Source organism: Curvibacter sp. Hmag1.1, assembly GCF_059769165.1.
Window position 1 is genome coordinate 3,529,261 of record NZ_JBMBGX010000002.1, and the last position, 24,113, is coordinate 3,553,373.

General features: G+C 54.8%; 21 protein-coding genes and 2 tRNA genes. 16 read left to right on the forward strand and 7 right to left on the reverse strand.

Going from position 1 to position 24,113, the window contains the following annotated elements:
* Positions 1–4: 4 nt before the first annotated feature.
* On the reverse strand, positions 5–1,696 hold the full coding sequence (locus ACOAP0_RS17120) for an electron transfer flavoprotein-ubiquinone oxidoreductase (RefSeq protein ID WP_498377412.1): 1,692 nt from the start codon (positions 1,694–1,696) through the stop codon (positions 5–7).
* A 137-nt stretch (positions 1,697–1,833) separates the two neighbouring features.
* On the opposite strand from ACOAP0_RS17120, the gene ACOAP0_RS17125 reads away from it, so the two are divergent.
* Entirely contained in the window at positions 1,834–2,616 is a 783-nt protein-coding gene (locus ACOAP0_RS17125; RefSeq protein ID WP_498377413.1) for an SDR family oxidoreductase, read from the forward strand.
* Positions 2,617–2,661: 45 nt separating this feature from the next.
* Complete coding sequence (locus tag ACOAP0_RS17130; RefSeq protein ID WP_498377414.1) at positions 2,662–3,564, forward strand: DMT family transporter; 903 nt, start codon at positions 2,662–2,664, stop codon at positions 3,562–3,564.
* Between the two features lie 48 nt (positions 3,565–3,612).
* On the opposite strand, the gene ACOAP0_RS17135 is transcribed toward ACOAP0_RS17130, so the two are convergent.
* Complete coding sequence (locus tag ACOAP0_RS17135) at positions 3,613–4,371, reverse strand: 3-hydroxyacyl-CoA dehydrogenase (RefSeq protein ID WP_498377416.1); 759 nt, start codon at positions 4,369–4,371, stop codon at positions 3,613–3,615.
* A gap of 152 nt (positions 4,372–4,523) precedes the next feature.
* Between ACOAP0_RS17135 and ACOAP0_RS17140 the strand changes: the two genes are divergently transcribed.
* The 3 genes from ACOAP0_RS17140 to rimO all read left to right on the forward strand — a co-directional run bounded on the left by ACOAP0_RS17140 (position 4,524) and on the right by rimO (position 6,619).
* Positions 4,524–4,600 (forward strand) — tRNA-Val (locus tag ACOAP0_RS17140).
* Between the two features lie 120 nt (positions 4,601–4,720).
* Positions 4,721–5,170, forward strand: coding sequence for a polyhydroxyalkanoate synthesis repressor PhaR (gene phaR / locus ACOAP0_RS17145; RefSeq protein WP_087497024.1), 450 nt, complete (start codon positions 4,721–4,723; stop codon positions 5,168–5,170).
* Between the two features lie 45 nt (positions 5,171–5,215).
* On the forward strand, positions 5,216–6,619 hold the full coding sequence (gene rimO, locus ACOAP0_RS17150; protein ID WP_498377417.1) for a 30S ribosomal protein S12 methylthiotransferase RimO: 1,404 nt from the start codon (positions 5,216–5,218) through the stop codon (positions 6,617–6,619).
* Positions 6,620–6,726: 107 nt separating this feature from the next.
* Here rimO and ACOAP0_RS17155 read toward each other — a convergent pair.
* Positions 6,727–6,811 (reverse strand) — tRNA-Leu (locus ACOAP0_RS17155).
* 49 nt (positions 6,812–6,860) lie between these two features.
* Between ACOAP0_RS17155 and rnr the strand changes: the two genes are divergently transcribed.
* Complete coding sequence (gene rnr / locus ACOAP0_RS17160; protein ID WP_498377418.1) at positions 6,861–9,128, forward strand: ribonuclease R; 2,268 nt, start codon at positions 6,861–6,863, stop codon at positions 9,126–9,128.
* Between the two features lie 67 nt (positions 9,129–9,195).
* Here the strand turns inward: rnr and ACOAP0_RS17165 are convergent, their stop codons facing one another.
* The 4 genes from ACOAP0_RS17165 to ACOAP0_RS17180 are packed head-to-tail and all read right to left on the reverse strand — an operon-like array spanning position 9,196 to position 13,700.
* On the reverse strand, positions 9,196–10,650 hold the full coding sequence (locus tag ACOAP0_RS17165) for an NAD(P)H-hydrate dehydratase (protein ID WP_498377419.1): 1,455 nt from the start codon (positions 10,648–10,650) through the stop codon (positions 9,196–9,198).
* Positions 10,640–11,527 (reverse strand): MBL fold metallo-hydrolase, encoded by an 888-nt coding sequence (locus ACOAP0_RS17170; protein WP_498377420.1) that lies wholly within the window; start codon positions 11,525–11,527, stop codon positions 10,640–10,642. The genes ACOAP0_RS17165 and ACOAP0_RS17170 overlap by 11 nt, the downstream gene beginning before the upstream one ends.
* 11 nt (positions 11,528–11,538) lie before the next feature.
* Positions 11,539–12,381 (reverse strand): HDOD domain-containing protein, encoded by an 843-nt coding sequence (locus tag ACOAP0_RS17175; protein ID WP_498377422.1) that lies wholly within the window; start codon positions 12,379–12,381, stop codon positions 11,539–11,541.
* Between the two features lie 53 nt (positions 12,382–12,434).
* A complete protein-coding gene (locus ACOAP0_RS17180) occupies positions 12,435–13,700 on the reverse strand; it encodes an NAD(P)/FAD-dependent oxidoreductase (protein ID WP_498377423.1) in 1,266 nt (421 codons plus the stop codon).
* A 253-nt stretch (positions 13,701–13,953) separates the two neighbouring features.
* On the opposite strand from ACOAP0_RS17180, the gene rpsB reads away from it, so the two are divergent.
* From rpsB to ACOAP0_RS17230, 10 genes are all read left to right on the forward strand, one after another.
* Positions 13,954–14,706, forward strand: coding sequence for a 30S ribosomal protein S2 (rpsB, locus tag ACOAP0_RS17185; protein ID WP_313866162.1), 753 nt, complete (start codon positions 13,954–13,956; stop codon positions 14,704–14,706).
* 82 nt (positions 14,707–14,788) lie between these two features.
* On the forward strand, positions 14,789–15,712 hold the full coding sequence (gene tsf / locus ACOAP0_RS17190) for a translation elongation factor Ts (RefSeq protein WP_498377425.1): 924 nt from the start codon (positions 14,789–14,791) through the stop codon (positions 15,710–15,712).
* A 40-nt stretch (positions 15,713–15,752) separates the two neighbouring features.
* Positions 15,753–16,475: a UMP kinase gene (gene pyrH, locus ACOAP0_RS17195; RefSeq protein WP_087497033.1), complete on the forward strand. Its 723-nt coding sequence runs from the start codon at positions 15,753–15,755 to the stop codon at positions 16,473–16,475.
* Between the two features lie 41 nt (positions 16,476–16,516).
* Positions 16,517–17,077, forward strand: a complete 561-nt coding sequence (gene frr / locus ACOAP0_RS17200; RefSeq protein WP_087497034.1) for a ribosome recycling factor — start codon at positions 16,517–16,519, stop codon at positions 17,075–17,077.
* Between the two features lie 11 nt (positions 17,078–17,088).
* On the forward strand, positions 17,089–17,796 hold the full coding sequence (gene uppS / locus ACOAP0_RS17205) for a polyprenyl diphosphate synthase (protein WP_087497035.1): 708 nt from the start codon (positions 17,089–17,091) through the stop codon (positions 17,794–17,796).
* Between the two features lie 30 nt (positions 17,797–17,826).
* The gene (locus ACOAP0_RS17210) at positions 17,827–18,687 is read left to right on the forward strand and encodes a phosphatidate cytidylyltransferase (RefSeq protein ID WP_087497036.1); all 861 of its coding nucleotides are present in this window, start codon (positions 17,827–17,829) and stop codon (positions 18,685–18,687) included.
* The gene (gene ispC / locus ACOAP0_RS17215; RefSeq protein ID WP_498377427.1) at positions 18,684–19,871 is read left to right on the forward strand and encodes a 1-deoxy-D-xylulose-5-phosphate reductoisomerase; all 1,188 of its coding nucleotides are present in this window, start codon (positions 18,684–18,686) and stop codon (positions 19,869–19,871) included. Before ACOAP0_RS17210 ends, ispC begins: the two co-directional genes overlap by 4 nt.
* A gap of 18 nt (positions 19,872–19,889) precedes the next feature.
* Positions 19,890–21,248, forward strand: coding sequence for an RIP metalloprotease RseP (gene rseP, locus ACOAP0_RS17220; RefSeq protein WP_498377428.1), 1,359 nt, complete (start codon positions 19,890–19,892; stop codon positions 21,246–21,248).
* 46 nt (positions 21,249–21,294) lie between these two features.
* Complete coding sequence (gene bamA / locus ACOAP0_RS17225) at positions 21,295–23,592, forward strand: outer membrane protein assembly factor BamA (protein WP_498377800.1); 2,298 nt, start codon at positions 21,295–21,297, stop codon at positions 23,590–23,592.
* On the forward strand, positions 23,592–24,101 hold the full coding sequence (locus ACOAP0_RS17230) for an OmpH/Skp family outer membrane protein (protein ID WP_498377429.1): 510 nt from the start codon (positions 23,592–23,594) through the stop codon (positions 24,099–24,101). Before bamA ends, ACOAP0_RS17230 begins: the two co-directional genes overlap by 1 nt.
* Positions 24,102–24,113 lie beyond the last annotated feature (12 nt).

Genomic DNA, 24,113 nt, shown 5'->3' on the forward strand with positions numbered 1-24,113 from the left:
TGGTTTACATGCCAGCGTAGTTGGGTCCGCCACCGCCTTCGGGTGTGACCCAGACGATGTTCTGGGTCGGGTCTTTGATGTCGCAGGTCTTGCAGTGCACACAGTTCTGGGCGTTGATCTGCAAGCGGTCGGTGTTGTCTTCGTTCTTGACGAACTCATACACACCGGCCGGGCAGTAGCGGGCTTCGGGGCCCGCGTACTTGGCCAAGTTGATGTTCACAGGCACCGAGGCGTCCTTGAGTGTCAAATGCGCGGGTTGCTGCTCTTCGTGGTTGGTGTTGCTGATGAACACGCTGCTCAAGCGGTCGAAGGTGAGCTTGCCGTCCGGTTTGGGGTAGACGATGGGCTTGCACTCGGCTGCGGGCTTGAGGTAAGCGTGGTCGGGCTTGTCGCGGCGCAGGGTCCAAGGGATGTGTCCGCGCAGCACGAATTGTTCAAAACCGTTCATCAGCGTCGCGGTGGTCAGGCCGTACTTGAACCAGTTTTTGAAGTTGCGGTCTTTGTTCAGTTCGGTGTGCAGCCAGCTCTTTTCAAACGCTTCGGGGTAAGCGATCAGCTCGTCGTGCTGGCGTCCGCCCACCACGGCGTCATAAGCCGCTTCTGCGGCCAGCATGCCGGTCTTGATGGCGGCGTGGCTGCCCTTGATACGACCAACGTTCAGATAGCCTGCATTGCAGCCGACCAGGCAGCCACCGGGGAATACCGTTTTGGGCAGGGCATTGATGCCACTTGCGTTGATGGCGCGAGCGCCATAAGACAGGCGTTTGCCGGTGATTTCACCTTTGTCGTTCTCGAAGTAGTAACGCACATTCGGGTGAGTCTTCCAGCGCTGGAACTCTTCAAACGGGCTGAGGTAGGGGTTGCTGTAGCCCAAGCCGGTGACAAAGCCCAGAGCGACTTTGTTGCCCTCGAGGTGGTACAAAAAGGCGCCACCGTAGGTGTCGGACTCCATGGGCCAGCCGGCGGTGTGCATCACAAAGCCGGGCTTGTGGCGGCTGGGGTCGATTTCCCACAACTCCTTGATGCCGATGCCGAAGCTTTGCGGGTCGCGACCCTCGTCAAGCTTGTATTTGGCGATGAGCTGTTTGCCCAAGTGGCCGCGGGCGCCTTCAGCAAACACGGTGTATTTGCCCAGCAGCTCCATACCGAGCTGGAAGCTTTCCATCGGCTCACCGTCTTTGCCCACCCCCATGTTGCCGGTGGCCACACCCTTGACAGAGCTATCGTCGTTGTAAAGCACTTCAGCCGCAGTGAAGCCGGGGAAGATTTCCACGCCCAGACTCTCCGCTTGCTCTGCGAGCCATTTGGTGACAGCGCCCAGGCTGATGATGTAGTTGCCATCGTTGTGCGCGAAGGGCGGCAGCACCATGTTGGGCACGCGAAAGCCGGACTTCTCGCTCAAGAAAATATAGGCGTCGTCAGTCACCGGCTGGTTCAGGGGGGCGCCCAAGGCCTTCCAGTCGGGAATCAGTTCGGTCAGCGCTTTGGGGTCCATGATCGCGCCGGACAAAATGTGTGCGCCGGGCTCAGAGCCTTTTTCGAGTACGACCACCGAAACATCGGTGCCTTTCCCGGCCGCCAGCTGTTTGAGGCGTATCGCTGTTGCCAGACCGCCGGGGCCTCCGCCAACGACGACCACGTCGTATTCCATGGATTCACGGGGGCCGAATTGAGCCAGTATTTCCTGGTTTGTCATGGGGAGTCTCGCTTAATAATGGGTGGTCTTCTTGTCAGCGTTCGCGCGCTGGAGCGCACGCGACCGGCAGCAGATTTTATTCGCTGATTTTCAAAAAAAGAACGACCGTTCTTTTTTAATTTGTGGAGGCACTCTAAATGGCTTACAGCATCGATCTTTCCGGGCGAATTGCATTCATCACAGGTGCTTCCGGCGGGCTGGGGGCGCAGTTTGCCCGCACCTTGTCGGCAGCCGGTGCCGCGGTCGTGTTGGCCAGCCGCCGCATCGACAAGCTCAAAGACTTGCGCGCCGAAATTGAGGGGCAGGGCGGTGACGCCCATGTCATCGAATTGGATGTAACCGACCACGATTCGATCAAGTCTGCGGTGGCCCATGCCGAGACGGAAGTGGGCTCTATTGACATCCTCATCAACAACTCCGGGGTGAGCACTACGCAGCGCTTGCAGGACGTGAGTCCGGAAGACTACGACTTCATGTTTGACACCAACGTCAAGGGTGCCTTTTTTGTGGCCCAGGAAGTCGGCAAACGCATGCTGGCCCGTGCCAAAGGATCGGCGCCCGGCAGTTACACCGGCGGGCGGATCATCAACATCGCGTCCATGGCGGGTCTGCGGGTGTTGCCCCAGATCGGGGTGTATTGCATGAGCAAAGCGGCGGTGATCCAGATGACCAAGGCCCAGGCGCTGGAGTGGGGCAAGTTCGGGATTAATGTCAACGCGCTGTGCCCGGGTTACATCGACACCGAGATCAATCACCATCATTGGCAGACTGAAAGCGGGCAGAAACTGGTGCAAATGCTGCCGCGCAAGCGCATCGGCCACCCTACCGACTTGGACGCCATGTTGGTGACTCTGTGCTCGGACCAAAGCCACTTTATCAATGGAGCGGTGATTGCGGCGGATGATGGATTTGGAATTTGAGACTTGCCTGAATATAGGCAGCAGCACTGACGCAATGGTGGTTGTTTGCTAGCCGGGGTAATTGCTGGTCTGGCGGCCGGTGCCTTGTGGGGCTTGGTGTTTGTGGCGCCTGCAATGGCACCAGGTTTGTCGCCGGTGGATCTCACCGCCGGGCGTTTTGTGGTTTTCGGTCTCACATCGCTGTGCATGATTGGCATTGGCCTGTTGAATGGAAGTTCACGTCTGCCTACCCTGAAGCAAGCGGGAACTGCACTGCTGCTAAGCGTCTTGGGTTTCTCCGGCTACTACTTGCTGCTGGTTTACGCCATCCGGGATTCGGGTGTGGAAGTGCCCACCATGATCATCGGGACCATTCCCGTGTGGGTCATGTTGCTCGGTAAGCCTGTGGGGTTGCGCTGGCGCAGCCTGATTCCGGGCTTGCTACTCACACTGGCAGGTGTCACCACAATGATGGCGGCTGAAAGCAGCGGCAGCGACGTTCAAATACACGGTTGGATATTCTGGCGCGGGGTGCTCTATGGCTTGTTGGCCATGGTCTTTTGGGTGGCCTTTGCGATCATCAATTCGGCATGGCTTAAGCAACACACGAATGTGAACTTGAGGGACTGGACGAGTTGGATGGGCGTGAATGCGGGCTTGGCGGCGTGGTTGCTATGGGTGGCCTTGGGAACACCTGTCGAAGACCTGCTGGAGCACGCAGATGTTGCGCGGGCAGCTATGGTTTGTATAGCAACGGGCATCGGTTCAGCATGGATCGCGGCCGTGCTGTGGAATTTTGCCAGCCGGCGATTGAGTGCCAGTTTGTGCGGACAACTTATCGTCTCTGAAACTTTGTTCGCACTCGTCTATGCGTTTCTGGTGTACGGAGACTGGCCTACAGCCTTGCAATGGCTGGCTAGTGCGATCTTCATTTTGGGGATGGTGTCTTCTATCCGGGCGCACCGATAAAGGTTGTACGCCCGGAGCGAGAAGTCTTCTTCTACACAGGAACCCGACTTACTTCGGTGCCAGGCGAATGGCTCCGTCCAATCGAATCACTTCGCCATTGAGCATGTCGTTCTCAAAAATGTGGATCGCGAGTTTGGCGTAGTCCTGCGGAGTACCCAGACGAGAAGGGAATGGAACGCCAGCAGCCAATGAATCCTGCACTTCCTGAGGCATGCTGAACAGCATAGGCGTCCCAAAGATGCCGGGGGCGATTGTCATATTGCGGATGCCGTTACGTGCCAGGTCGCGTGCAATGGGAAGGGTCATGCCCACCACACCACCTTTGGACGCACTGTAGGCCGCTTGGCCGATTTGTCCGTCGTAAGCTGCAACTGATGCTGTGGAGATCATGACGCCGCGCTCGCCCGTGGATTCGGGGTCGTTTTTGCTCATGGCTTCGGCAGCCAGGCGGATCATGTTGAAGCTGCCGATCAGGTTCACAGTGATGGTTTTGCTGAATGAGGCGAGGGCATGGGCGCCGTTTTTCCCCACCGTCTTTTCGGCCGGTGCAATGCCGGCGCAATTCACCAACCCCATAAGTTTGCCAAGCGACAAGGCCTTGGCAACCACAGCCTGACCATCGGCGTCATTACTGACGTCGCACTTCACGAAAGCGCCGCCCAATTCGTTGGCGACTGCCTCACCTTTCTCAACTTGCATGTCCGCAATGACAACCTTGCCGCCTTTGGACGTGAGCATGCGTGCGGTGCCTTCGCCCAAGCCCGATGCGCCGCCGGTCACGATGAAGACTTTTCCTGCGATATCCATGAAGTACTCCTTGTAGTAAAACTGAAAGGGATTGACGTTTACGTAAACGTCAATTATGGCTCAGCGTGAATGCTGGTTTTTTGAACTTTCTATCGTGGTTTGTCCGGGATGCGGTTTTTATGCTGCTATACTTCGGCCTCTCGGATAAATGTAGGCGCATAGCTCAGCTGGTTAGAGCACCACCTTGACATGGTGGGGGTCGTTGGTTCGAGTCCAATTGCGCCTACCAAATTTTCCGGACGTCTCTTATCACTAGGGTAATCCTAGGTCAGCATCAGCCGGTCCCTCTCTAGAATGTGCTGCAGTGCAACACTAACTTGGCTCCCACACTTCGTGCCGAGCGATCGCAATGCAAAAAAACTCCACAAAAGATTCCAAGTCGTCGCAGCGGGTGATCAAAAAGTACCCTAACCGCCGGCTTTACGACACTGATACTTCTACGTACATCACACTGGCTGAAATTAAACAGTTGGTCATGGACAGTGAGATCTTTGCGGTGGTGGATGCCAAGACCGGCGATGATTTGACGCGCAGCATTCTGCTGCAAATCATCCTGGAAGAAGAGGCCAATGGTTCGCCCATGTTTACCACTCCTGTGTTGTCCAACATCATCCGTTTTTACGGACATGCGATGCAGGGCATGATGGGTGGGTACTTGGAAAAGAACATGCAGGCGCTCATGGAGATGCAAGCCCCCATGGTGCAGGGCGTCATGGGCAACAATATGTTCCAGCAGATGCAGGAACAAATGCAAAAACAAACCGAGCAATTCCTCGGCACATTCGGCCTCAAGCGCTAAACGCTAGGGCCGGTGTCTGGGAGGCGGGCTCCGGAACTTCGCTATATGACTGATATTTTGACCCCCACCCAGACAGCGCAAGCTGCCCCCAAAGTCGGTTTTGTGAGCCTGGGTTGCCCCAAGGCTTTGACCGACTCCGAACTCATCCTGACCCAGCTCAGCGCCGAGGGCTACCAAACATCCAAAACCTTCCAGGGCGCGGATTTGGTCATCGTCAACACCTGCGGATTTATTGACGATGCGGTCAAAGAAAGCCTGGACACCATCGGTGAGGCGTTGGCCGAAAATGGGCGCGTGATCGTGACGGGTTGCCTGGGCGCAAAGACCACCGATGGCGGGGAAAACATGGTTCGCCAGATGCACCCCAAAGTGCTTGCTGTTACCGGCCCGCATGCAACCCAAGAGGTGATGGATGCGGTGCACTTGAATCTGCCCAAGCCGCATGATCCGTTTCTGGATTTGGTGCCGCAGTCTTTTGGTGTTGCAGGTGTCAAGCTCACGCCACGGCACTACGCATACTTGAAGATCAGCGAAGGGTGTAACCATCGGTGCACCTTCTGCATCATCCCCAGCATGCGCGGCGACTTGGTGTCCCGTCCCATTGGAGATGTACTGAGCGAAGCTCGGGCATTGTTTGAAGGCGGTGTGAAAGAGCTGTTAGTCATCAGTCAAGACACATCGGCTTACGGTGTGGATGTGAAGTACCGCACGGGTTTCTGGGATGGAAAGCCTGTCAAGACCCGCATGCTCGAGCTGGTTCAAGCCTTGGGTGAACTTGCCGAGCCTTATGGTGCTTGGGTTCGTTTGCACTATGTGTACCCCTATCCGAGCGTGGATGAGATTGTCCCCTTGATGGCAACAGGCCGTGTGTTGCCATACTTGGACGTTCCCTTGCAACACAGTCACCCTGATGTGTTGCGTCGCATGAAGCGGCCGGCCAGCGGTGAAAAGAACCTCGAGCGTTTGCAGCAGTGGCGTGAAGCGTGCCCGGAGTTGGTGGTGCGCAGCACGTTCATTGCGGGCTTTCCCGGCGAGACAGAAGAAGAGTTTGAGCACTTGCTCGACTTTGTGCGTGAAGCCCAGATTGACCGCGCGGGCTGCTTTGCCTACAGCGCCGTGAATGGTGCGACTGCCAATGATTTGCCGGGCATGTTGCCCGTGGAAGTGCGGGAGGAGCGCCGCGCCAGATTCATGCAGGTTGCAGAAGAAGTGTCTGCGGCCCGGTTGCAGCGCCGTGTCGGCTCTGTGATGCAAGTGCTGGTGGATTCCGCGCCGGCTTTGGGTCGCAAGGGCGGTGTCGGTCGCAGCTATGCGGATGCCCCTGAAATTGATGGCGTGGTGCGTCTGTTGCCACCCGAAAAAATCAGCAAGACTCTCAAGGTGGGCGAGTTCACCAAGGCCCGTATTGTGAGTGCGCAAGGTCACGATTTGGTCGCACTTCCCATTTGATTTTTGGGCCACTGACTGATGCATCAAACGGTCAGTGGCACGAATCACACAGGCAAAAAAAAGCCGCTGTTTTCACAGCGGCTTTTCATTAACTACATTACCATTGTTGGTGCCCAGAAGAGGACTCGAACCTCCACGATGTTACTCGCTAGTACCTGAAACTAGTGCGTCTACCAATTCCGCCATCTGGGCATCTCAGGAAAGAGAGAAGTATATCAAACATTTAGGCCAAAACAGCAGTTTGCTGGAAGAAGTTGAAGGAATTGTTCAGGGGCATCGTGATGGACACGGCTTCGTGTCCCGCGATGACGGTGCTCCCGACATTTACCTTCCCCCCAATGAAATGCGGGCCGTGCTGCACAAAGACCGCGTCAAGGTCCGCATCGTTCGCAGCGATCGAAAGGGACGCCCCGAAGGGCGGGTGGTGGAAATCACAGAGCGTTCCAAACAGCCCATCATCGGCAGGTTGTTGCAGGAAAGCGGTGTCTGGCTGGTGGCGCCTGAAGACAAGCGTTATGGGCAAGACGTATTGATCCCGAAAGGCGCCACCAGTGTGGCCAAGCCGGGGCAAGTGGTGGTGGTGGAACTTATCGAACCTCCCGCCCTGTTTGGTCAGCCGGTGGGGCGTATCAAGGAAGTGCTTGGCGAGGTGGATGACCCCGGCATGGAGATTGAAATCGCAGTGCGCAAATACAGCGTACCGCATGAATTTTCAGATGCCTGCGTAGCGCTTGCGCGGACTCTGCCGGACAAGGTACGCCCCCAAGACAAGTTGCACCGGATTGACCTGACTGATATTCCTTTGGTCACCATCGACGGTGAAGATGCCCGCGACTTTGATGATGCGGTGTATTGCGAGCCCGCCAGCAAAGGTCGTGGCAAGACGGCACTGAAAGGTTGGCGTTTATTGGTGGCGATTGCGGATGTCAGTCATTATGTGGAGACAGGCAATGCCATTGATGTGGATGCCTATGACCGCGCGACCAGCGTGTACTTTCCACGCCGCGTCATTCCGATGTTGCCGGAGAAACTGTCCAACGGTTTGTGTTCGCTGAACCCGGAAGTCGAGCGACTGTGCATGGTGTGCGACATGTTCGTCACCGAAGACGGCGAGGTCGATGCTTACCAGTTTTATCCCGCAGTGATGTGGAGTCACGCACGTTTCACATACACAGAGGTGGCTGCCATTCTCGGTAACACGCGTGGTCCTGAAGCAAGCAAACGCAAGGAACGTGTGCAGGATCTGTTGAATTTGCATGGTGTCTACCAGGCATTGCTCAAGTCTCGCCATAAACGGGGCGCTGTGGATTTCGAGACTACTGAGACGCAGATTGTTTGTGATGAAAACGGGCGCATCGAGAAGATCGTTCCCCGTACCCGCAACACGGCGCACCGTTTGATTGAGGAGGCCATGTTGGCTGCGAACGTCTGTAGTGCAGACTTCATTGCCCAGAACAAGCACCAAGGTCTCTTCCGCGTTCACGAAGGTCCTACGCCTGAAAAGCAGGAGATGCTTCGCAATTACCTGAAGGCGAGCGGCATCGGCATGTCGATCAGCGACAAGCCTGCCCCTGGCGAATTTCAAGCGATCGCAGAAGCCACCAAAGACCGGCCAGATGCGCAGCAGATCCACTCGATGCTCTTGCGCTCCATGTCGCAGGCGATTTATACGCCTATCAACAGCGGACACTTTGGTTTGGCATTTGATGCCTACACCCACTTCACCAGCCCGATCCGGCGCTATCCGGATTTGCTGGTGCACCGTGTGATCAAAGCGATCCTCGCCAAGAGCAAATACCAGCTGCCAGCGCTGCCGACTCCGGGTGAGGCACACGCCAAGCTTGCCCGACGCCTGGAGAAGAATCTGGCGTCGCGGGTGGCCAATCCGGAAACCAAACCCAAAAAACTCAATGCGGAAGGCACTGCCTGGCAGGCGGCCGGTTTGCACTGCAGTGCGAACGAGCGCCGCGCTGACGAAGCCAGCCGCGATGTGGAGGCATGGCTCAAATGCAAGTACATGCGCGAGCACTTGGGCGAAGAGTATTCAGGTGTCGTGTCCTCAGCGACAACCTTCGGCCTGTTCGTGACCTTGGACGCCATGTACGTGGAGGGGCTTGTTCATATCACTGAGCTGGGGGGCGAGTACTTCCGGTTCGACGAAGCCCGCCAGGAGCTGAGAGGTGAGCGCACGGGTATCCGCTACGCGATCGGTACACGGGTCCGTATCCAAGTGAGCCGAGTGGACCTCGATGGGCGGAAGATCGATTTCCGTTTGGTGCAAGAAGGGGCCGGATCCATTCCCAGACTGCCTCCTGAAAAGGGCGTCGGCCGCGACATCAAGCCGGGTCGCGCTGACTTCGCGGGGCGTTCAGATTCGGACGCCGGTGCGGGCGCCGCCTTCAAAGGCAAGGTTCGCCAACAGCGAAGTACCGCGAAGTCTTCGCGCAGCAGCCGAAGTGCCGAGAAGGTGAGTCCCACAACAAAGAAGACTACCAAGAAGCGCAGATAGCCTGATGACTATTTGCTATTAAAATGGTAGCTGCTGGCGCATATTCCATGAGCGCTAGCAGCTATTTTTATATGGATTCCAGCAGTCCGCTGGCAGTGAGCGACGTGGGCTTCATCCACTGGTCAGCTAGCGCACCGTGGTGGTAGCAGGCTGCGCATGCCGCTTTCCACGCACTTGCGTGGCGCGCCAGTGCGGCGCCTGTCATACCAGCAAGTACGTCACCCGTGCCGGCGATGGCCAGTTTGCCGTTTCCGGTGGGGTTGATGTGCGGTACGCGATCTGGCGCTGCGATGATGCTCCCGGAACCTTTGAGAATCACGGTGCACTTGAACTGATTCGCTAGAAGTTGCGCGGATCGTAAGCGGTCTGTTTGCACTTCACCGACGCTGCAGCCCAGCAAACGTGCTGCCTCCAAGGGGTGAGGGGTGATCACTGTGGTATCTCCGGCGCGACCCTGAAGCAGTTTTTGGAGGTCGGCGGACGCCGCAATGGCGTTGAGCGCGTCGGCGTCCAAAACCAAGTGCTTGGACTCCATGAGCCAACGTGGAAGAGTGTGTGCAATTTCTTCGCCACCGCCACAGCCGACGACCAGTGTCAACTGTTGTGGCTGCAGTGCGTCTGCATGTCGCTGCATGATGTCCGCGGGTACGTCGACCGAAGTGCTTCCTTGTGCAGAAGGCAGCAAAACCAAGTAGACCCTGCCAGCACCGGACTGCAATGCTGCCCGAGCCGCCAATACAGCGGCGCCTTGCATGCCCAGCGTTCCGCCGGCAATGGCAACGTCTCCAAAACTGCCTTTGTGGGAGAGATGGGGGCGTTGGTGAACAACGGGCAAGTGGTTCAGCCACGCTGTCGACTCCGTGGAAGCATCTACTCCCAATGTGTTGAGCCAGACACTACCGCAGGCATCCCGCCCCTGAAATGTCAACAAGCCCGGTTTCAAACTTAACATCGACAAGGTGTGCGTGGCCGCCACACAGGCGCCGGGTGCATCACCGGTATCAGCCATCAGTCCGCTGGGAATGTCGGCGGATATCACGTCGCATGATCGCGAATTGATGAGGCCTATCCAATCAGCGTATGTCCCGGTGGGCGCATTAGTCAGTCCGATACCCAGCAATGCATCAATGCATGCATCCCAGTGATCCGGAGCGTGGTCATGTATGGCCAAGCCTGCTTGTCGTGCCCTTGCGAGGGCCAGTCCAGCGTCAGTGGGCAAGGGCTTGTCTGCGGCTGGCATGCTGACATGGATTTCTTTGCCCCACTGGTGCAGATGGATGGCGGCCTCTAATCCATCGCCGCCGTTATTGCCGCGTCCGCAGGCGATCCAAAAAACGTGTGCATGTGGTGCTACGGCTAGCGAAAGCTTTGCCAAAGCGAGGCCGGCCCGTTGCATCAGGTAGCCTGGCAGGTGGTTCTGTATCGCGTTTTTCTCAAGAGTCCGAGATGCGGTTGCGCCGAGTATGGGCAGGCGCGCAAAAGTCTTGGGGCCTCGAGTGGAAAGAATCCACTCAGAATTCATAGGTGTCGCCCTCTCGGGCAAGCCGGATATCCATGCCCGTGCTCAAGTGGGCGTTTTGTTCCAATGCTTCGGCAAAAGCCATTTCCAGGGCGTCGTCACTGCGGGTCGGTTCGTGGTGTGTGCAAAAAAGCACTTTGGCCCCCGCTGCATGGGCCGAAGCAATGCTGGTACTGAAAGTGCCATGCCCCCATCCTTTTTTGGCAGGGTACTCGGCATCGGTGTATGAGGTGTCAGCGATGTACACATCCACTCCCTTGATAGCCTCCAGAATGGACTTGTTCTTCTCATCGACAAAAGCTTGGTAGTCAGCAAACCCTTCATCTCCGAGTTCGTAGATGTTGTAGGGGGGCTCATGGTCGCCGGTGAAGAACACAGACTTTCCGTTGCATTCGATGCGGTAGCCGAAATCCACTACCGGATGATTCAGGAGGCACGGTGTCACGGTGGCACTTCCAATCTGGATAGGCTGGTCAGGCATGAGCGTGACGTACTCGATGCGGGCTTTCATTTCTTCCTCACGCACCGGAAAGTAGCTGTATTGCAGTTGTACCGCCATCACTTGCTCGATGCCCTTGCCGGAGACCGGGTCGAAGCCACCATGCAATCGCAGGGTGTTTCCAGGGATGAAATTCGGGATAAAAAATGGAAGCCCCTGAATGTGATCCCAATGAGAGTGGGTAATTAGCACATTGGCGGTTACCGGCATTTCTGCCAGCAGGGTCTGGGAGAGTGGGAAGATGCCGGTGCCTGCGTCCAGAATGATCAATTCGTTGTTGTCTGTACGGATTTCAATGCAGGTCGTATTGCCGCCGTACCGCACGGTTTTGGGACCGGGCGAAGCTATGGAACCGCGTACTCCCCAAAACCTGACTTTCATAAGCCTGTCCTTTACAACTTCGCAAATACTTGTGCTTCTTCAAACAAGCCTGTCAGATCACCCAAAGAGGCGATGACCTGCTCCAGATTGCCACCTAAGCGCTTCTGAAGTGGTGCTGGAAGCTCGTCAATGCAGTGGTTGCCGGCAAAGCCAAAAGCCAAGCGTTTGCTGATCTGATTGGCGCCAAAAACGCAGGCAATCATGTCGGTGTCTTTCAGGTTGTCTGTTCTTTGGTGCCTGATGGTGTCCACCAAGGCAGGTGCGAATCGCCACTTCTCTACCAGCATGGCACCGACTACTGCGTGATCTGCGCCGATAGTGGTTTGCAGGGCCGTGTGCAAAGAGCTGTTGTCTGCCGCACTTAATGCCAAAGCGGCTTTGAATTCCTGCGGCATGAATTGGGCAAAAACCATCTTGCCAAAATCATGCAGTAGGCCGGCAATGAAGCAATCCATTGGGTCTGCATCGTCCACCTTCAACGCAAGTTGCTTGGCGATGCTCGCTGTGGCCAATGAATGCAAAAGATACTGCTGAACGTCGAAACCCGCTTGGTTTTCTTTTGGAAGCATGCCAATGGCCGCGATACTCAACGCCAGATTTTTGATCGTGTTGAAGCCAAGGTAGACCACCGCATGACCGATGGAGGTCACTTGCCGTGGCAGGCTGTAGTACGCAGAGTTGACGACCTTCAAGATTTTTACCGTGACCACCGGATCTTTGTCTATGACATCAACCAGATCCTTGGGTGTGCTGTTGACGTCCCTGGTCAGTTCCAAAATACGTTGGACGCTTTTCGGAAAGGCAGGCATTCCGTCCACCGCGGCGGCAAGTCGTTGTGACAGTTCTGGGCTCATGACGTCTCTTTCCCTGTGCTGCTTTGCCTGCCGGAGGACAAGGTTCGCAAAATCTATCGGATAAAGCGTTGCGGACTTAGCGGTTCACTCGGCAAGCTGGTGGGTTGGCCTGCAATTTGTTCGGATAGTAACCTTGCGCTGGCTGTTGCCAGTGTCCAGCCATTGGCTCCGTGCGCCAGATTGAGCCAAACGCCGGGTAGTCCAGCACTGCCTACCAATGGCAGGCCGTCCAAGGTAAATGTGCGGCTGCCGCGCCAGATTTGTGTCCCTGCCGGGTAATTCGCTGCGCCTGGAAAGTATTGATCCAGCGTACGAAACAGCTTGTTCACAACGCGTTTATCGTGTTCATTTGTACCTGACTTGTTCAATTCCGCTCCACCGCACACTCGCAATCTCTTGCCGATGCGAGCGATCGTAATGCCTGACCTGCAGTCCTGCACTGCGCTACGCGGTGCATTCAAAGGTTCGCGAATGGCCGCACTCAGGGCGTAGCTGTCGATCCGTGCGGTAGATGTCTGAAGGCCAGTCTTCAGAACATCCTCCCTTGGAAGGGACTCAGTACAAATCACAACATGATCAAAAGACTGAGTGTCCCCGGTTTTGAGGCGAACCTGGGGCTTGCCTTGTGCTTGTAGACCCGTGATTTCAGTATCAAAGTGAAAGTCTACCCCGTTGCGTTGAGCCGCCTGTTTGACCAGAAGCGAGAACTGGCGGCAGTTCATTACACGATCCCCGGGCAGGTGTATCGCCTTGAATATTTTGTCTGCTCCATGTAGCGCAGGCTCATGGGCTTCCATTTCTTCCCTGACCAGTATCCGGTAGTTTTGTTCAGCGTCCTTCAAAAATTGGAGCCTCGCCGAATATCCATTCAGTTCTTCCTCATTGCTAAGCAATATCAGTTGCCCCTCACTTTGTTCTACCTCCCACTGGTGATGCGAGATCAATGTGTCTGTTACCTCCATCCCCAGGCGTGCCATTTGTTGTCCGAATGACTGAATCGCGCGCACCTTGGCAGCCTCTGCCGCTGAGCTTTGTGCCCACAGCCAACGAAAATTGGCCGGTGCCGCCCAGTACGAATGCGACATCTGGCGGGTGTTTTGCCAAAAACGGCGCAACTTGTGCCCACCAAATGTGGAAGCCGAGAGTGGCAAAGTAAAGCTGTTGCAGTGAATGCCGCCATTCGCAAAGCTTGAGGATTCACTGGCGGCACCATTTTTCTCAAATACGGTCACAGCATGGCCGGCTTCGGCTAATTCATGGGCAGTCGTTATTCCTGCAACTCCCGCGCCCACAATGGCTATTTTCATTTCAACTTTCAAATTCGTATGCGTCTTTCGCCTGCCCTTATTTTTTCATAGGTTTCGGGTGGTTTGACGGAAATGCACAATGCGTAGACCCAATTGGCGCACTTGAAGGTGTGGGTCACTGGAAGCCGGTGCGTGTTATACTCGACTGGCTTTGGTGGGCGTACCCGCCAAGGTATTCACAAACCACCCCCACAAGGTGTTTCCTTCAGCGCTGTCTGAGGGCGATCAGCGGGGTGGATTTCAGACCTAACCTTCGGAGTTAAATATGGCAGTAACAATGCGCGAGATGCTGGAAGCAGGTGTCCACTTTGGTCACCAAACCCGCTTCTGGAACCCCAAGATGGCCCCGTTCATCTTCGGTCACCGCAACAAAATTCACATCATCAACCTGGAAAAATCGCTCCCGATGTTCCAGGAGGCTGCCAAGTTCGTGCGCCAGCTGTCGGCAAAGCGCGGCACCATTTTGATGGTGGGTACCAAGCGCCAAGCCCGCGAAATCGTGGCGGCTGAAGCTCAGCGCGCCGGTGTTCCTTTTGTGGATCAGCGTTGGTTGGGCGGTATGTTGACCAACTTCAAGACTGTCAAGACTTCCATCAAGCGCCTGAAGGACATGAAAGTCCAGCAGGAAGCCGGTTTGGACAGCATGAGCAAAAAAGAACAGTTGATGTTCGCTCGCGAGCTGGAGAAGCTCGAAAAAGATATCGGCGGTATTCAAGATATGAACACACTGCCTGACGCTATTTTCGTGATTGACGTGGGTTACCACAAGATTGCGATCGCAGAAGCACGCAAGCTCGGCATTCCTTTGATCGGTGTGGTGGACTCCAACCACTCTCCCGAGGGTATTGACTACGTGATTCCCGGTAATGACGACTCTTCCAAGGCAGTGACTTTGTACGCTCGCGGAATTGCTGATGCGATTCTCGAAGGCCGCGCGAACGCTGTGGATGACGTTGTCAAGGCGGTTGCCGCTGAAGGCGATGATGAGTTCGTTGAAGTGAGCGAAGCTTCCGCTTAAGCACTTCTGCACCCGAAAAAGGGGGCTTCGTTGCCCCTTTTTTTTAGCCCTTATTTAAACTGTTGAAATTCGGAGAATACAAATGGCAGCAATTACAGCGAGCATGGTGGCAGAACTGCGTGGCAAGACCGATGCGCCCATGATGGAATGCAAAAAAGCTTTGACCGAAGCTGACGGCGATATGTCAAAGGCGGAAGAGATTCTGCGTGTCAAGTTGGGCAGCAAAGCTGGCAAAGCCGCTGCACGTGTGACGGCTGAAGGCGTTGTTGCGACTAGCATCACAAATGGCGTGGGTGCATTGATCGAAGTCAATTGCGAAACTGACTTTGTTACCAAGAACGACAGCTTCCTGGCACTGGCAAATGCCGCGGCCAATCTGGTGGCGGTGAACAATCCTGCCGACGTTGCTGCGCTAGGTGCACTGGCTTATGAGCAAGACGGTTTCGGTCCCACCTTGGAAGATGTCCGCAAGGGCTTGATCGGCAAGATTGGTGAGAATATGACCTTCCGCCGTTTCCAACGTTTTGATGGTTCCAGCAAATTGGCTTCTTATCTGCACGGTACACGTATCGGTGTGGTGGTTGAGTTTGAAGGTGATGAAGCCGCCGCTAAGGATGTTGCCATGCACGTGGCGGCGATGAAGCCGGTGTCTTTGTCCTCTGACCAGGTTCCCGCAGAGTTGGTTGAGCGTGAGCGTTCTGTGGCGGCAGCAAAGGCCGCGGAAGACGCAGCGATCGCAACCGCTGCAGGCAAGCCTGTGCAATCCGCTGAGATCGTTGCAAAGCGCATCGAAGGTGGCGTCCAGAAGTTCCTGAAAGAGGTTTCTTTGTTCAACCAGCCTTTCGTCAAGAACGACAAGCAGACCGTGGAGCAAATGCTCAAGGCCGTCTCTACTACTGTGAAGGGTTTCACTCTTTATGTGGTGGGCGAGGGCATTGAGAAGAAGGTAGACGATTTCGCTGCTGAAGTTGCTGCGCAAGTGGCTGCGGCCAAGCAGTCTGCTTGATCTCATAGAAAAGTTGTTAGTCACCGAACGGGAGTCGTCCATGAGCCAATCCAAACCTGCTTACAAGAGAATTTTGCTCAAGTTGTCCGGCGAGGCATTGATGGGCGATGACCAGTTCGGTATCAACCGGGACACCATTGTCCGCATGGTTGATGAAATTGCGGAAGTCACCCGATTGGGTGTAGAGGTTGCCGTTGTGATCGGTGGCGGCAATATCTTCCGTGGTGTTGCGGGTGGTTCTGTCGGTATGGACCGTGCGACTGCTGATTACATGGGTATGCTCGCGACGGTGATGAACGCACTTGCGCTGGGCGACACGATGAACAAGGCTGGACTAACAGCACGTGTCATGTCCGCTATCGGCATCGAGCAAGTGGTAGAGCCCTATGTCCGTCCCAAGGCCTTGCAATACCTCGAAGAAGGCAAGGTGGTGATTTTCGCTGCGGGTACCGGTAACCCATTTTTCACTACGGATACTGCCGCAGCATTGCGCGGAGCAGAGATTGGTGCCGAGATGGTGTTGAAGGCGACGAAAGTTGATGGTGTTTACACAGCGGACCCCAAAAAGGATCCGTCGGCAACCCGCTACTCGAAGATTACGTTCAATGACGCGATGACCCAAAACTTGGGCATCATGGACGCAGCTGCATTCGCCCTTTGCCGGGATCAAAAGCTGCCGATCAAAGTTTTCTCTATCTTCAAACACGGAGCGCTGAAGCGAGTGGTGATGGGTGAAGACGAAGGCACTTTGGTGCATGTGTAACCTGAGTGCAGGCCAAGTGATCGCATAGGAGAAAATAATCTATGTCCATTGAAGAAATTAAGAAGACTTTGGATGCAAAGATGGATCAGTCCATCGCATCCCTCAAGAACAATCTCACCAAAATCCGCACAGGTCGAGCGAATCCTGCTTTGTTGGATACCGTACACGTGGATTACTATGGTTCGATGGTCCCATTGAGTCAGGTTGCCAACCTTTCTCTCATTGATGCTCGTACCATCAGCGTACAGCCGTGGGAAAAAAACATGGCTCCTAAGATTGAAAAAGCTATTCGCGACTCGGATTTAGGCTTGAATCCTTCCAGCATGGGTGAGTTGATTCGGGTCCCAATGCCCGCGATGACTGAAGAGCGTCGCAAGGAACTGACCAAGGTCGTCCGCGGTGAAGGTGAAGGTGCCAAAGTTGCTGTCCGCAATTTGCGCCGTGACGCCAACGAGGCAGTCAAGAAGCTGGTCAAAGACAAGCTAGCGTCCGAGGATGATCAAAAGCGTTGTGAGGCAGATGTGCAAAAGACGACCGACAAGCACATTACCGAGATTGATCGTTTGGTGGCTTCCAAAGAGCAAGACATCATGGCGGTGTAACGCTGAACCGCATGTCGGCTTCAGTTTCACCGAGCCCCTTGCATGTCGCCATCGTTATGGATGGAAACGGGCGATGGGCATCCAAGCGCTTTCTTCCCCGCTTGGCAGGACACAAGCAGGGTGTGGACACGCTTAAGCGGATAGTCAGAGCCTGCCCCCCCAGGAACATAGCAACTCTTACGGTTTTTGCTTTTTCCTCTGAGAATTGGAATCGTCCAGCAGACGAGGTATCGGGCCTTATGGATTTGCTTGCCGGAGCACTTGCCCGAGAAGTTTCGCAGCTCAAGCAGGAAGGTGTTCGTCTCAGGTTCGTGGGTAGCAGATCCGGACTATCAGAGAAAGTACGGCAAGGACTTCACCTGGCTGAGTTGGAAACGTCCTCCAACACGGGGTTGACACTTAATGTCTGCTTTAACTATGGCGGACGATGGGACATCGTCCAGGCAGCCCGCGCGCTGGCTGAACGCGGAGAGGACATCACGGAGGATAGTCTTTCCAGTGCGATGGCTTTGTCACCTAGTGCGGATCCCGATTTGTTTATTCGTACAGGCGGTGAGTACCGGATCAGCAACTTTTTGCTGTGGCAGTCTGCATATGCTGAGTTTTTCTTCAGTCCTGTTTTGTGGCCGGATTTCAGTGAAATTGATCTTGATACAGCGTTGACCGAGTTCAATAGCCGTGAAAGGCGATTTGGTAAGACTTCTGAGCAGGTTCGCTAAGCGCGCGTTGCTCCATCTGAAGGGTTTTCTATGCTGCGCTTGCGCATCCTTACTGCGATCGCCCTGTTGGCTGTCTTGGTTCCTGCAGTTTTTTATCCGCACACCTTCGCATTTGCCTGGGTTGCTGGCGCATTGATGGCGTGCGGAGCTTGGGAATGGTTCCGGTTGAATGGAGCAAGCCAAACACACTCTGTTATTGCGGGGGCAGGGTGTGCACTAGCCTGTGGTGCTTTGTGGGTGTTCCAACCCTCTGCTTTGGTCTTGCAGTGGATCTGGTTGGCGATTGCAGTTCTTTGGGTTGCGGGTGGCGGCGCATTGATTCGTGCCGGTGTAACCGCTTGGATAGACCTCCATCAACCTCTGCGCCAATTGATCGGCTTCGCTGTTTTGTGTGCAGCATGGCTCGCGGTTGTGTTGGCGCGGGCGCGCGGAATCAACTTCCTCTTTTCGGTTCTGGCGTTGGTTTGGGTGGCTGATATCGCCGCTTACTTTGTGGGGCGCTCTTTGGGGGGGCGTTTTTTCAAAGATAAGTTGGCACCCGACATCAGTCCGGGAAAAACCCGCGAAGGCGCCCTAGGCGGAATCGTTGGTGTGCTGTTGCTTGCTGTTTTTTGGGTCTACATCGACCGTACTTGGATGATGGACTCTCTCAGCATTTACAGTGTTCTAGTCGCCTGGCATTGGGCTGTCATGGTTCTTGCTGTTCTCTTTCTTGGAACCATGAGTATCTCTGGCGATCTTCTGGAGTCCTTGGTGAAGCGTGCAGCGGGCGCAAAAGATAGTAGTCAACTTTTGCCAGGCCATGGCGGTGTACTGGATCGAGTTGATGCGTTGTTGCCCGTAGTGCCGCTAGCAATGCTTATGCAGTCTTTTTCATCGGGTCCCCTATGAAAAAAATTACAGTGTTGGGATCGACAGGGTCTATCGGGGTCAATACCCTGGATGTATTGAGACGCCATCCCGAAAGTTTTTCTGTCTTCGCGCTCACTGCTTCGTCCAACGTTGAGGTGATTTATGCCCAATGCATGGAGTTCCGGCCGCAATTTGCGGTCATGGTGAACCCCAATCATGCGATGGAGCTTCAGGCACGCCTGAAGCAATCCGGTGCAAAGACGGAGGTGCTCGCGGGACCAGCCGCACTGGATGAGGTGGCAGCACATGCCGATGTAGATATGGTGATGGCGGCGATTGTTGGGGCCGCAGGCTTGTCGTCGTGTATTGCTGCGGCAACCGCCGGGAAAAGATTGCTTTTGGCAAATAAAGAAGCTCTAGTAGTTGGCGGTGAAGTGTTTATGTCGGCCGTAAAGCAAGGTGGAGCGGTTTTGTTGCCCATTGATAGCGAGCACTCGGCCATTTTCCAGTCGCTTCCGGATAATCGGGATCATTGGCCATCCGTTATTGACAAACTGATCTTGACGGCATCGGGCGGTCCTTTCCGAACATGGAACCAATCTCAAATCCGTGAGGCGACACCTGAACAAGCCTGCGCTCACCCCAATTGGGTCATGGGGCGCAAAATTTCAGTGGATTCTGCGACCATGATGAACAAAGCGTTGGAGGTCATTGAGGCTAAGTTTCTATTCAATGTGCTTCCCCGACAGATTGACGTCATTATTCACCCACAAAGTGTGGTGCACTCCATGGTGCAGTACGTCGATAACTCAGTGGTTGCCCAATTGGGTACCCCCGACATGCGCGGCCCTATCGCGTATGGATTGGCTTGGCCGCATCGGGTTGCATCGGGGTCTTCTGCATTGGATTTTTCCACCATGGCGTCGCTGACCTTTGAATCCATTCATTCGGAGGCGCACCAAGCACGATTCCCCGGGTTAAAACTCGCTTGGGAAACTTTAATGGGGCAAGCAGGATCTACAGTCGTGTTGAATGCAGCAAATGAAATTGCTGTTGCTGCATTTTTGGATCGCCGTATAAGTTTCGATCAAATCCACATCGTGAACACTCGCACCTTGAACCAGTTGGATTTCGTGTCCCCTGACAATTTATCGTCTTTGATGGCCCTGGATACAGAAGCCCGGCGTCTGGCTGAGAACATTTGCACATCACTTCTGCAGTAAATAGGCAATAGTGTCTCTATGCAAACAGTTCTGGCTTTCCTCGTTGCCATTGGTTTGCTGGTTGCCGTGCACGAATGGGGGCATTTCTATGCAGCCCGCCTTTGTGGGGTCAAGGTGCTCAAGTTTTCCATCGGATTTGGCCCGAGGCTATGGGGATGGTCATCTCCACGGACTGGTACAGACTTCGTCCTGAGTGCCGTTCCTCTTGGTGGCTACGTCAAGATGCTCGATGGACGTGAGGGGCCAATCGCAGAGTCGGAAGCATCTCAGGCTTTTGACAGGCAATCTTTGCGCCGTCGATCTTTCATCGTGGCAGCCGGCCCTCTTGCTAATTTGTTGTTGGCGATAGGTCTTTACTCCCTTGTGAATTGGCAGTCAGTCACATTAGCCACTCCAGTTCTCCCGACACCGGTCGCGTCTTCATTGGCAGAGAAGGCTGGTTGGGTAGGCGGAGAGCGGATTTTGGAGGTGGGTGTTTCGCAAGACGCGCTGATCCCGATCCAAACCTTTGAAGAGTTCCGATGGTGGCTCACAACGGCCAGCCTGGATCGCAAAGTTTTGTATTTGAAACTCAATGAGTCTGGTGGCAATGCGCCTGCTGACAGTACGTTGCGTTCGCTGGATTTAAGCTCGCTGGGGGGCAGTGCCGCCGATGCAGCGCTTTTTCAGAAGATAGGCTGGCTCGCTCCTTTCTCCAAACCGCTTATGGGTGACTTGAGCGCGGAGGGGCGTGCCACTGTAGCGGGGCTGATGCCTGGTGACTTGGTATCAGCAGTAAATGGAACACCCATACGCGATGCCAATCAGCTTCGAGCGCTGATCCGTAACTCTCCAGAAATACCGATGACTTGGCAAGTCATGCGGGCAAGCCGAGCTGTGACCATTGTTGTGACCCCAAAAGCCGAAAGACAGGGCGAAGAGGTCGTCGGTCGGGTTGGTGCCTTTATTGGTGGCGCCCCTGACACTGTGTCTGTTCAGTACGGATTTACCGAAGGCCTTGCGCGGGCCGTTGAGAAAACGTGGGACATTTCCCGCATGTCTTTGGTCGCAATGGGCCAAATGATCACCGGTCAGGTATCACTTCGGAATTTGAACGGGCCATTGGCAATTGCTGACTATGCCGGTAAATCTGCTGCCTTGGGCCTCCTGCAGTTTCTGAGTTTTTTGGCGCTCATCAGTATCAGTCTCGGGGTGTTGAACCTGCTTCCCTTGCCGGTCTTGGATGGAGGGCACCTGATGTATTATCTTTGGGAGGGGATGACCGGTCGTCCGGTGCCCGAAAAATGGTGGGAAGTGCTTCAGCGTGCTGGTGTTGCGTTGTTGCTGGTGATGATGTCAGTCGCCTTCTATAACGATGTTTTGCATATCTTTGGTTAAGTCCCTTTTTGCTTGACCTGACCCCCGGAGATTCAACTTGAGTACTATGAAATATCGTCGTCGCAGCGTCCGTTTTGCTGCTTGCAGCGGCTTGCTCGCTGTCTTGCTGCAATCTGCTTGGGCGCTTGAGCCGTTTGCGGTTCGTGACATCCGGGTGGAAGGCCTTCAGCGTGTGGAAGCTGGGACAGTGTTTGCGTCCATTCCTGTGCGTGTGGGGGATACCTACACCGACGAGAAAGCAGCAGCCTCTATCCGCTCCTTGTTTGCGCTCGGGCTTTTCAAGGACGTACGGATCGAGAGCAAAGATGGTGTTGTGGTCGTTATTGTGGAGGAGCGCCCCAATGTCGCGGATGTCGATTTTTCTGGTAATCGTGAGTTTGACAAAGACGTCCTGAAACGTGCTTTGCGGGACATCGGATTGTCCGAAGGTCGACCGTTCGACAAAGCATTGGTTGATAGGGCAGAGCAAGAACTCAAAAAGCAATACATCAGCAAAAGCATGTACGCTGTGGATATCGTTACCACGGTGACACCAATTGAGCGCAATCGTGTGAATGTCAGTTTTGCTGTCGCTGAAGGTGACACTGCAAAAATCAGCGAAATCAATATTGTCGGGAACAAGAGCTTTCCCGTAAGCACACTTCGGGGGCTCTTTGACTCTGATACCGGAAACTGGTTGAGCTGGTACACCAAATCCAACCGTTATGCGCGCACCAAGCTCAATGCGGATATCGAAACCCTGCGCTCCTATTACCTTGCGCGCGGGTTTCTGGAATTCAAGGTCGATTCGACCCAAGTGGCGATCTCGCCGGACAAAAAAGATATTGCAATCACAGTCAACATCACCGAAGGTGAGCAATTCGCAGTTTCGAAGATCAAGCTAGCCGGCAATTTCCTGGGGAAAGAGCAAGAGTTCCAGTCACTGGTGACCATCAAGGCAGGTGAGCCCTACAACGCTACGGATGTGGCTCAGACGACCAAGGCATTTACGGATTACTTCGCCAATTTCGGCTACGCCTTTGCGCGAGCCGAAGCGCGCACAGACATTGACCGCGCCACGAATCGTGTTGAAATTACATTGGTAGGCGAGCCGTCCCGCCGGGTCTATGTCCGTCGGATTAACGTTGCAGGTAACGATCGCACCCGCGATGAAGTCATTCGCCGTGAGTTCCGGCAACTGGAAGCGGCTTGGTACGACGGAGAAAAGATCCGGCAATCTCGCAATCGTGTGGATAGGTTGGGTTATTTCACCAATGTAGGTATTGATACTCAGGAAGTGGCAGGATCTCCCGATCAGGTTGACCTGACGGTCACGGTCGCAGAGAAGCCCACGGGCAGCATCAGCTTGGGAGCAGGTATTTCCAGTGCGGACGGATTGGGACTTTCCTTTGGTTTCAAGCAGGAAAACGCATTCGGGTCGGGCAACTCTTTGGGTATCGAAGTCAATACCAGCAAGGCGAACCGTACCGTGGTGTTGAGCACCACCAATCCGTACTTCACCGACGATGGCGTTTCCCGCACCTTTGATTTGTACCAACGCACTTCCCGACCCTACGACGACGTGGATACGTACGCGATCGAAACAACTGGCGTTGGGGTACGTTTTGGGGTTCCATTTTCGGACTCGGACACCGTTTACTTCGGCCTCGGCGCGGACAAGACCCGGATCATTCCTGGCACCTATTTGCCAACGGTGTATCAGGACTACGCCAATGAGTTCGGCTACAGCGCAACGGCTGTCCCGCTCACTGTAGGTTGGTCCAGGGATACGCGTGACGGCGCATTGGTACCCAGCTCAGGTCGCGTTATGCGGACGAATGCCGAGTGGAGTGTGGGGGGGGACATGCGATATGTGCGTGGCACAGCCCAGTTTCAGCAATTCATTCCCGTTACCAGAAGGGTGACTGCTGCATTCAATACGGAGTTGTCCATGGGAGCCGCCACCGGTTCCGGTTCATATCCGGTATTCAAGAACTACTACTTGGGTGGCTTGGGCTCGGTACGCGGATTTGAGCAGGGTAGTTTGACCACTGCGGCACAACGCGCCTCGTCTCTTACCGCTACAGGCGGCGCCAAGAAAGTGGTTTTCAACGCAGAGTTGCTGTCTCCGCTTCCAGGTGGAGGCAATGACCGTACATTGCGGGGCTTTGCATTTGTAGACGCTGGTGGCATCTATGGTGTGGACGAGGCGATTCAGTTGTCCGACATGCGCGCTTCATTCGGTGTGGGCATTAGTTGGATATCTCCGGTGGGTCCATTGCGTCTTGCCATTGCCCGTCCCTTGTCCAAGTTCGACGTGGATAAAATGCAAAACGTTCAATTTCAAATCGGAACAACCTTTTAATGAAAACAGCACAAGTGAAATGGGCGTTGGCGGCTGCGTTGGTATTGGCTTTGGGTAGCAGTTTTGCTCAGGAGTCCAAAGTAGGCTACATCAACACGCAACGGATCACCACAGAGTCGGCACCCGCAAAGGCAGCACAAGCCAAGCTAGAGCAAGAATTTTCCAAGCGACAGAAAGATTTGACGGACCTGCAGCAATCGCTCAAGACCATGAGTGAAAAGTTTGAACGTGATGCACCCGCCATGTCGGAAGCGCAACGCGCAGCACGCCAGAAAGAATTTGCAGAGCAAAACCGCGACTTTCAACGCAAACAACGCGAGTTCCAGGAAGATTTGAATGGTCGCCGCAACGAAGAGCTGCAAAAAGTGCTGGACGCGGCAAACCGCGCCGTGAAGCAAGTGGCAGAAGGTGAAAAATATGATCTGGTGCTTCAAGAAGTTGTTTACAGCAGCGCCCGTCATGACATTACCGAAAAGGTTCTGAAAATTCTCAACGCCGGTGCCAAGTAAGCCTTGACGACT

What these genes read in the sequence shown, in the direction of transcription:
- ACOAP0_RS17120 (WP_498377412.1), bottom strand. Translation starts at nt 1,696, where the DNA reads ATGACAAACCAGGAAATACTGGCTCAATTCGGCCCCCGTGAATCCATG.
- ACOAP0_RS17125 (WP_498377413.1), top strand. Translation starts at nt 1,834, where the DNA reads ATGGCTTACAGCATCGATCTTTCCGGGCGAATTGCATTCATCACAGGT.
- ACOAP0_RS17135 (WP_498377416.1), bottom strand. Translation starts at nt 4,371, where the DNA reads ATGGATATCGCAGGAAAAGTCTTCATCGTGACCGGCGGCGCATCGGGC.
- phaR (WP_087497024.1), top strand. Translation starts at nt 4,721, where the DNA reads ATGCAAAAAAACTCCACAAAAGATTCCAAGTCGTCGCAGCGGGTGATC.
- rimO (WP_498377417.1), top strand. Translation starts at nt 5,216, where the DNA reads ATGACTGATATTTTGACCCCCACCCAGACAGCGCAAGCTGCCCCCAAA.
- ACOAP0_RS17165 (WP_498377419.1), bottom strand. Translation starts at nt 10,650, where the DNA reads ATGAATTCTGAGTGGATTCTTTCCACTCGAGGCCCCAAGACTTTTGCG.
- ACOAP0_RS17170 (WP_498377420.1), bottom strand. Translation starts at nt 11,527, where the DNA reads ATGAAAGTCAGGTTTTGGGGAGTACGCGGTTCCATAGCTTCGCCCGGT.
- ACOAP0_RS17175 (WP_498377422.1), bottom strand. Translation starts at nt 12,381, where the DNA reads ATGAGCCCAGAACTGTCACAACGACTTGCCGCCGCGGTGGACGGAATG.
- rpsB (WP_313866162.1), top strand. Translation starts at nt 13,954, where the DNA reads ATGGCAGTAACAATGCGCGAGATGCTGGAAGCAGGTGTCCACTTTGGT.
- tsf (WP_498377425.1), top strand. Translation starts at nt 14,789, where the DNA reads ATGGCAGCAATTACAGCGAGCATGGTGGCAGAACTGCGTGGCAAGACC.
- pyrH (WP_087497033.1), top strand. Translation starts at nt 15,753, where the DNA reads ATGAGCCAATCCAAACCTGCTTACAAGAGAATTTTGCTCAAGTTGTCC.
- frr (WP_087497034.1), top strand. Translation starts at nt 16,517, where the DNA reads ATGTCCATTGAAGAAATTAAGAAGACTTTGGATGCAAAGATGGATCAG.
- uppS (WP_087497035.1), top strand. Translation starts at nt 17,089, where the DNA reads ATGTCGGCTTCAGTTTCACCGAGCCCCTTGCATGTCGCCATCGTTATG.
- ACOAP0_RS17210 (WP_087497036.1), top strand. Translation starts at nt 17,827, where the DNA reads ATGCTGCGCTTGCGCATCCTTACTGCGATCGCCCTGTTGGCTGTCTTG.
- ispC (WP_498377427.1), top strand. Translation starts at nt 18,684, where the DNA reads ATGAAAAAAATTACAGTGTTGGGATCGACAGGGTCTATCGGGGTCAAT.
- rseP (WP_498377428.1), top strand. Translation starts at nt 19,890, where the DNA reads ATGCAAACAGTTCTGGCTTTCCTCGTTGCCATTGGTTTGCTGGTTGCC.
- bamA (WP_498377800.1), top strand. Translation starts at nt 21,295, where the DNA reads ATGAAATATCGTCGTCGCAGCGTCCGTTTTGCTGCTTGCAGCGGCTTG.
- ACOAP0_RS17230 (WP_498377429.1), top strand. Translation starts at nt 23,592, where the DNA reads ATGAAAACAGCACAAGTGAAATGGGCGTTGGCGGCTGCGTTGGTATTG.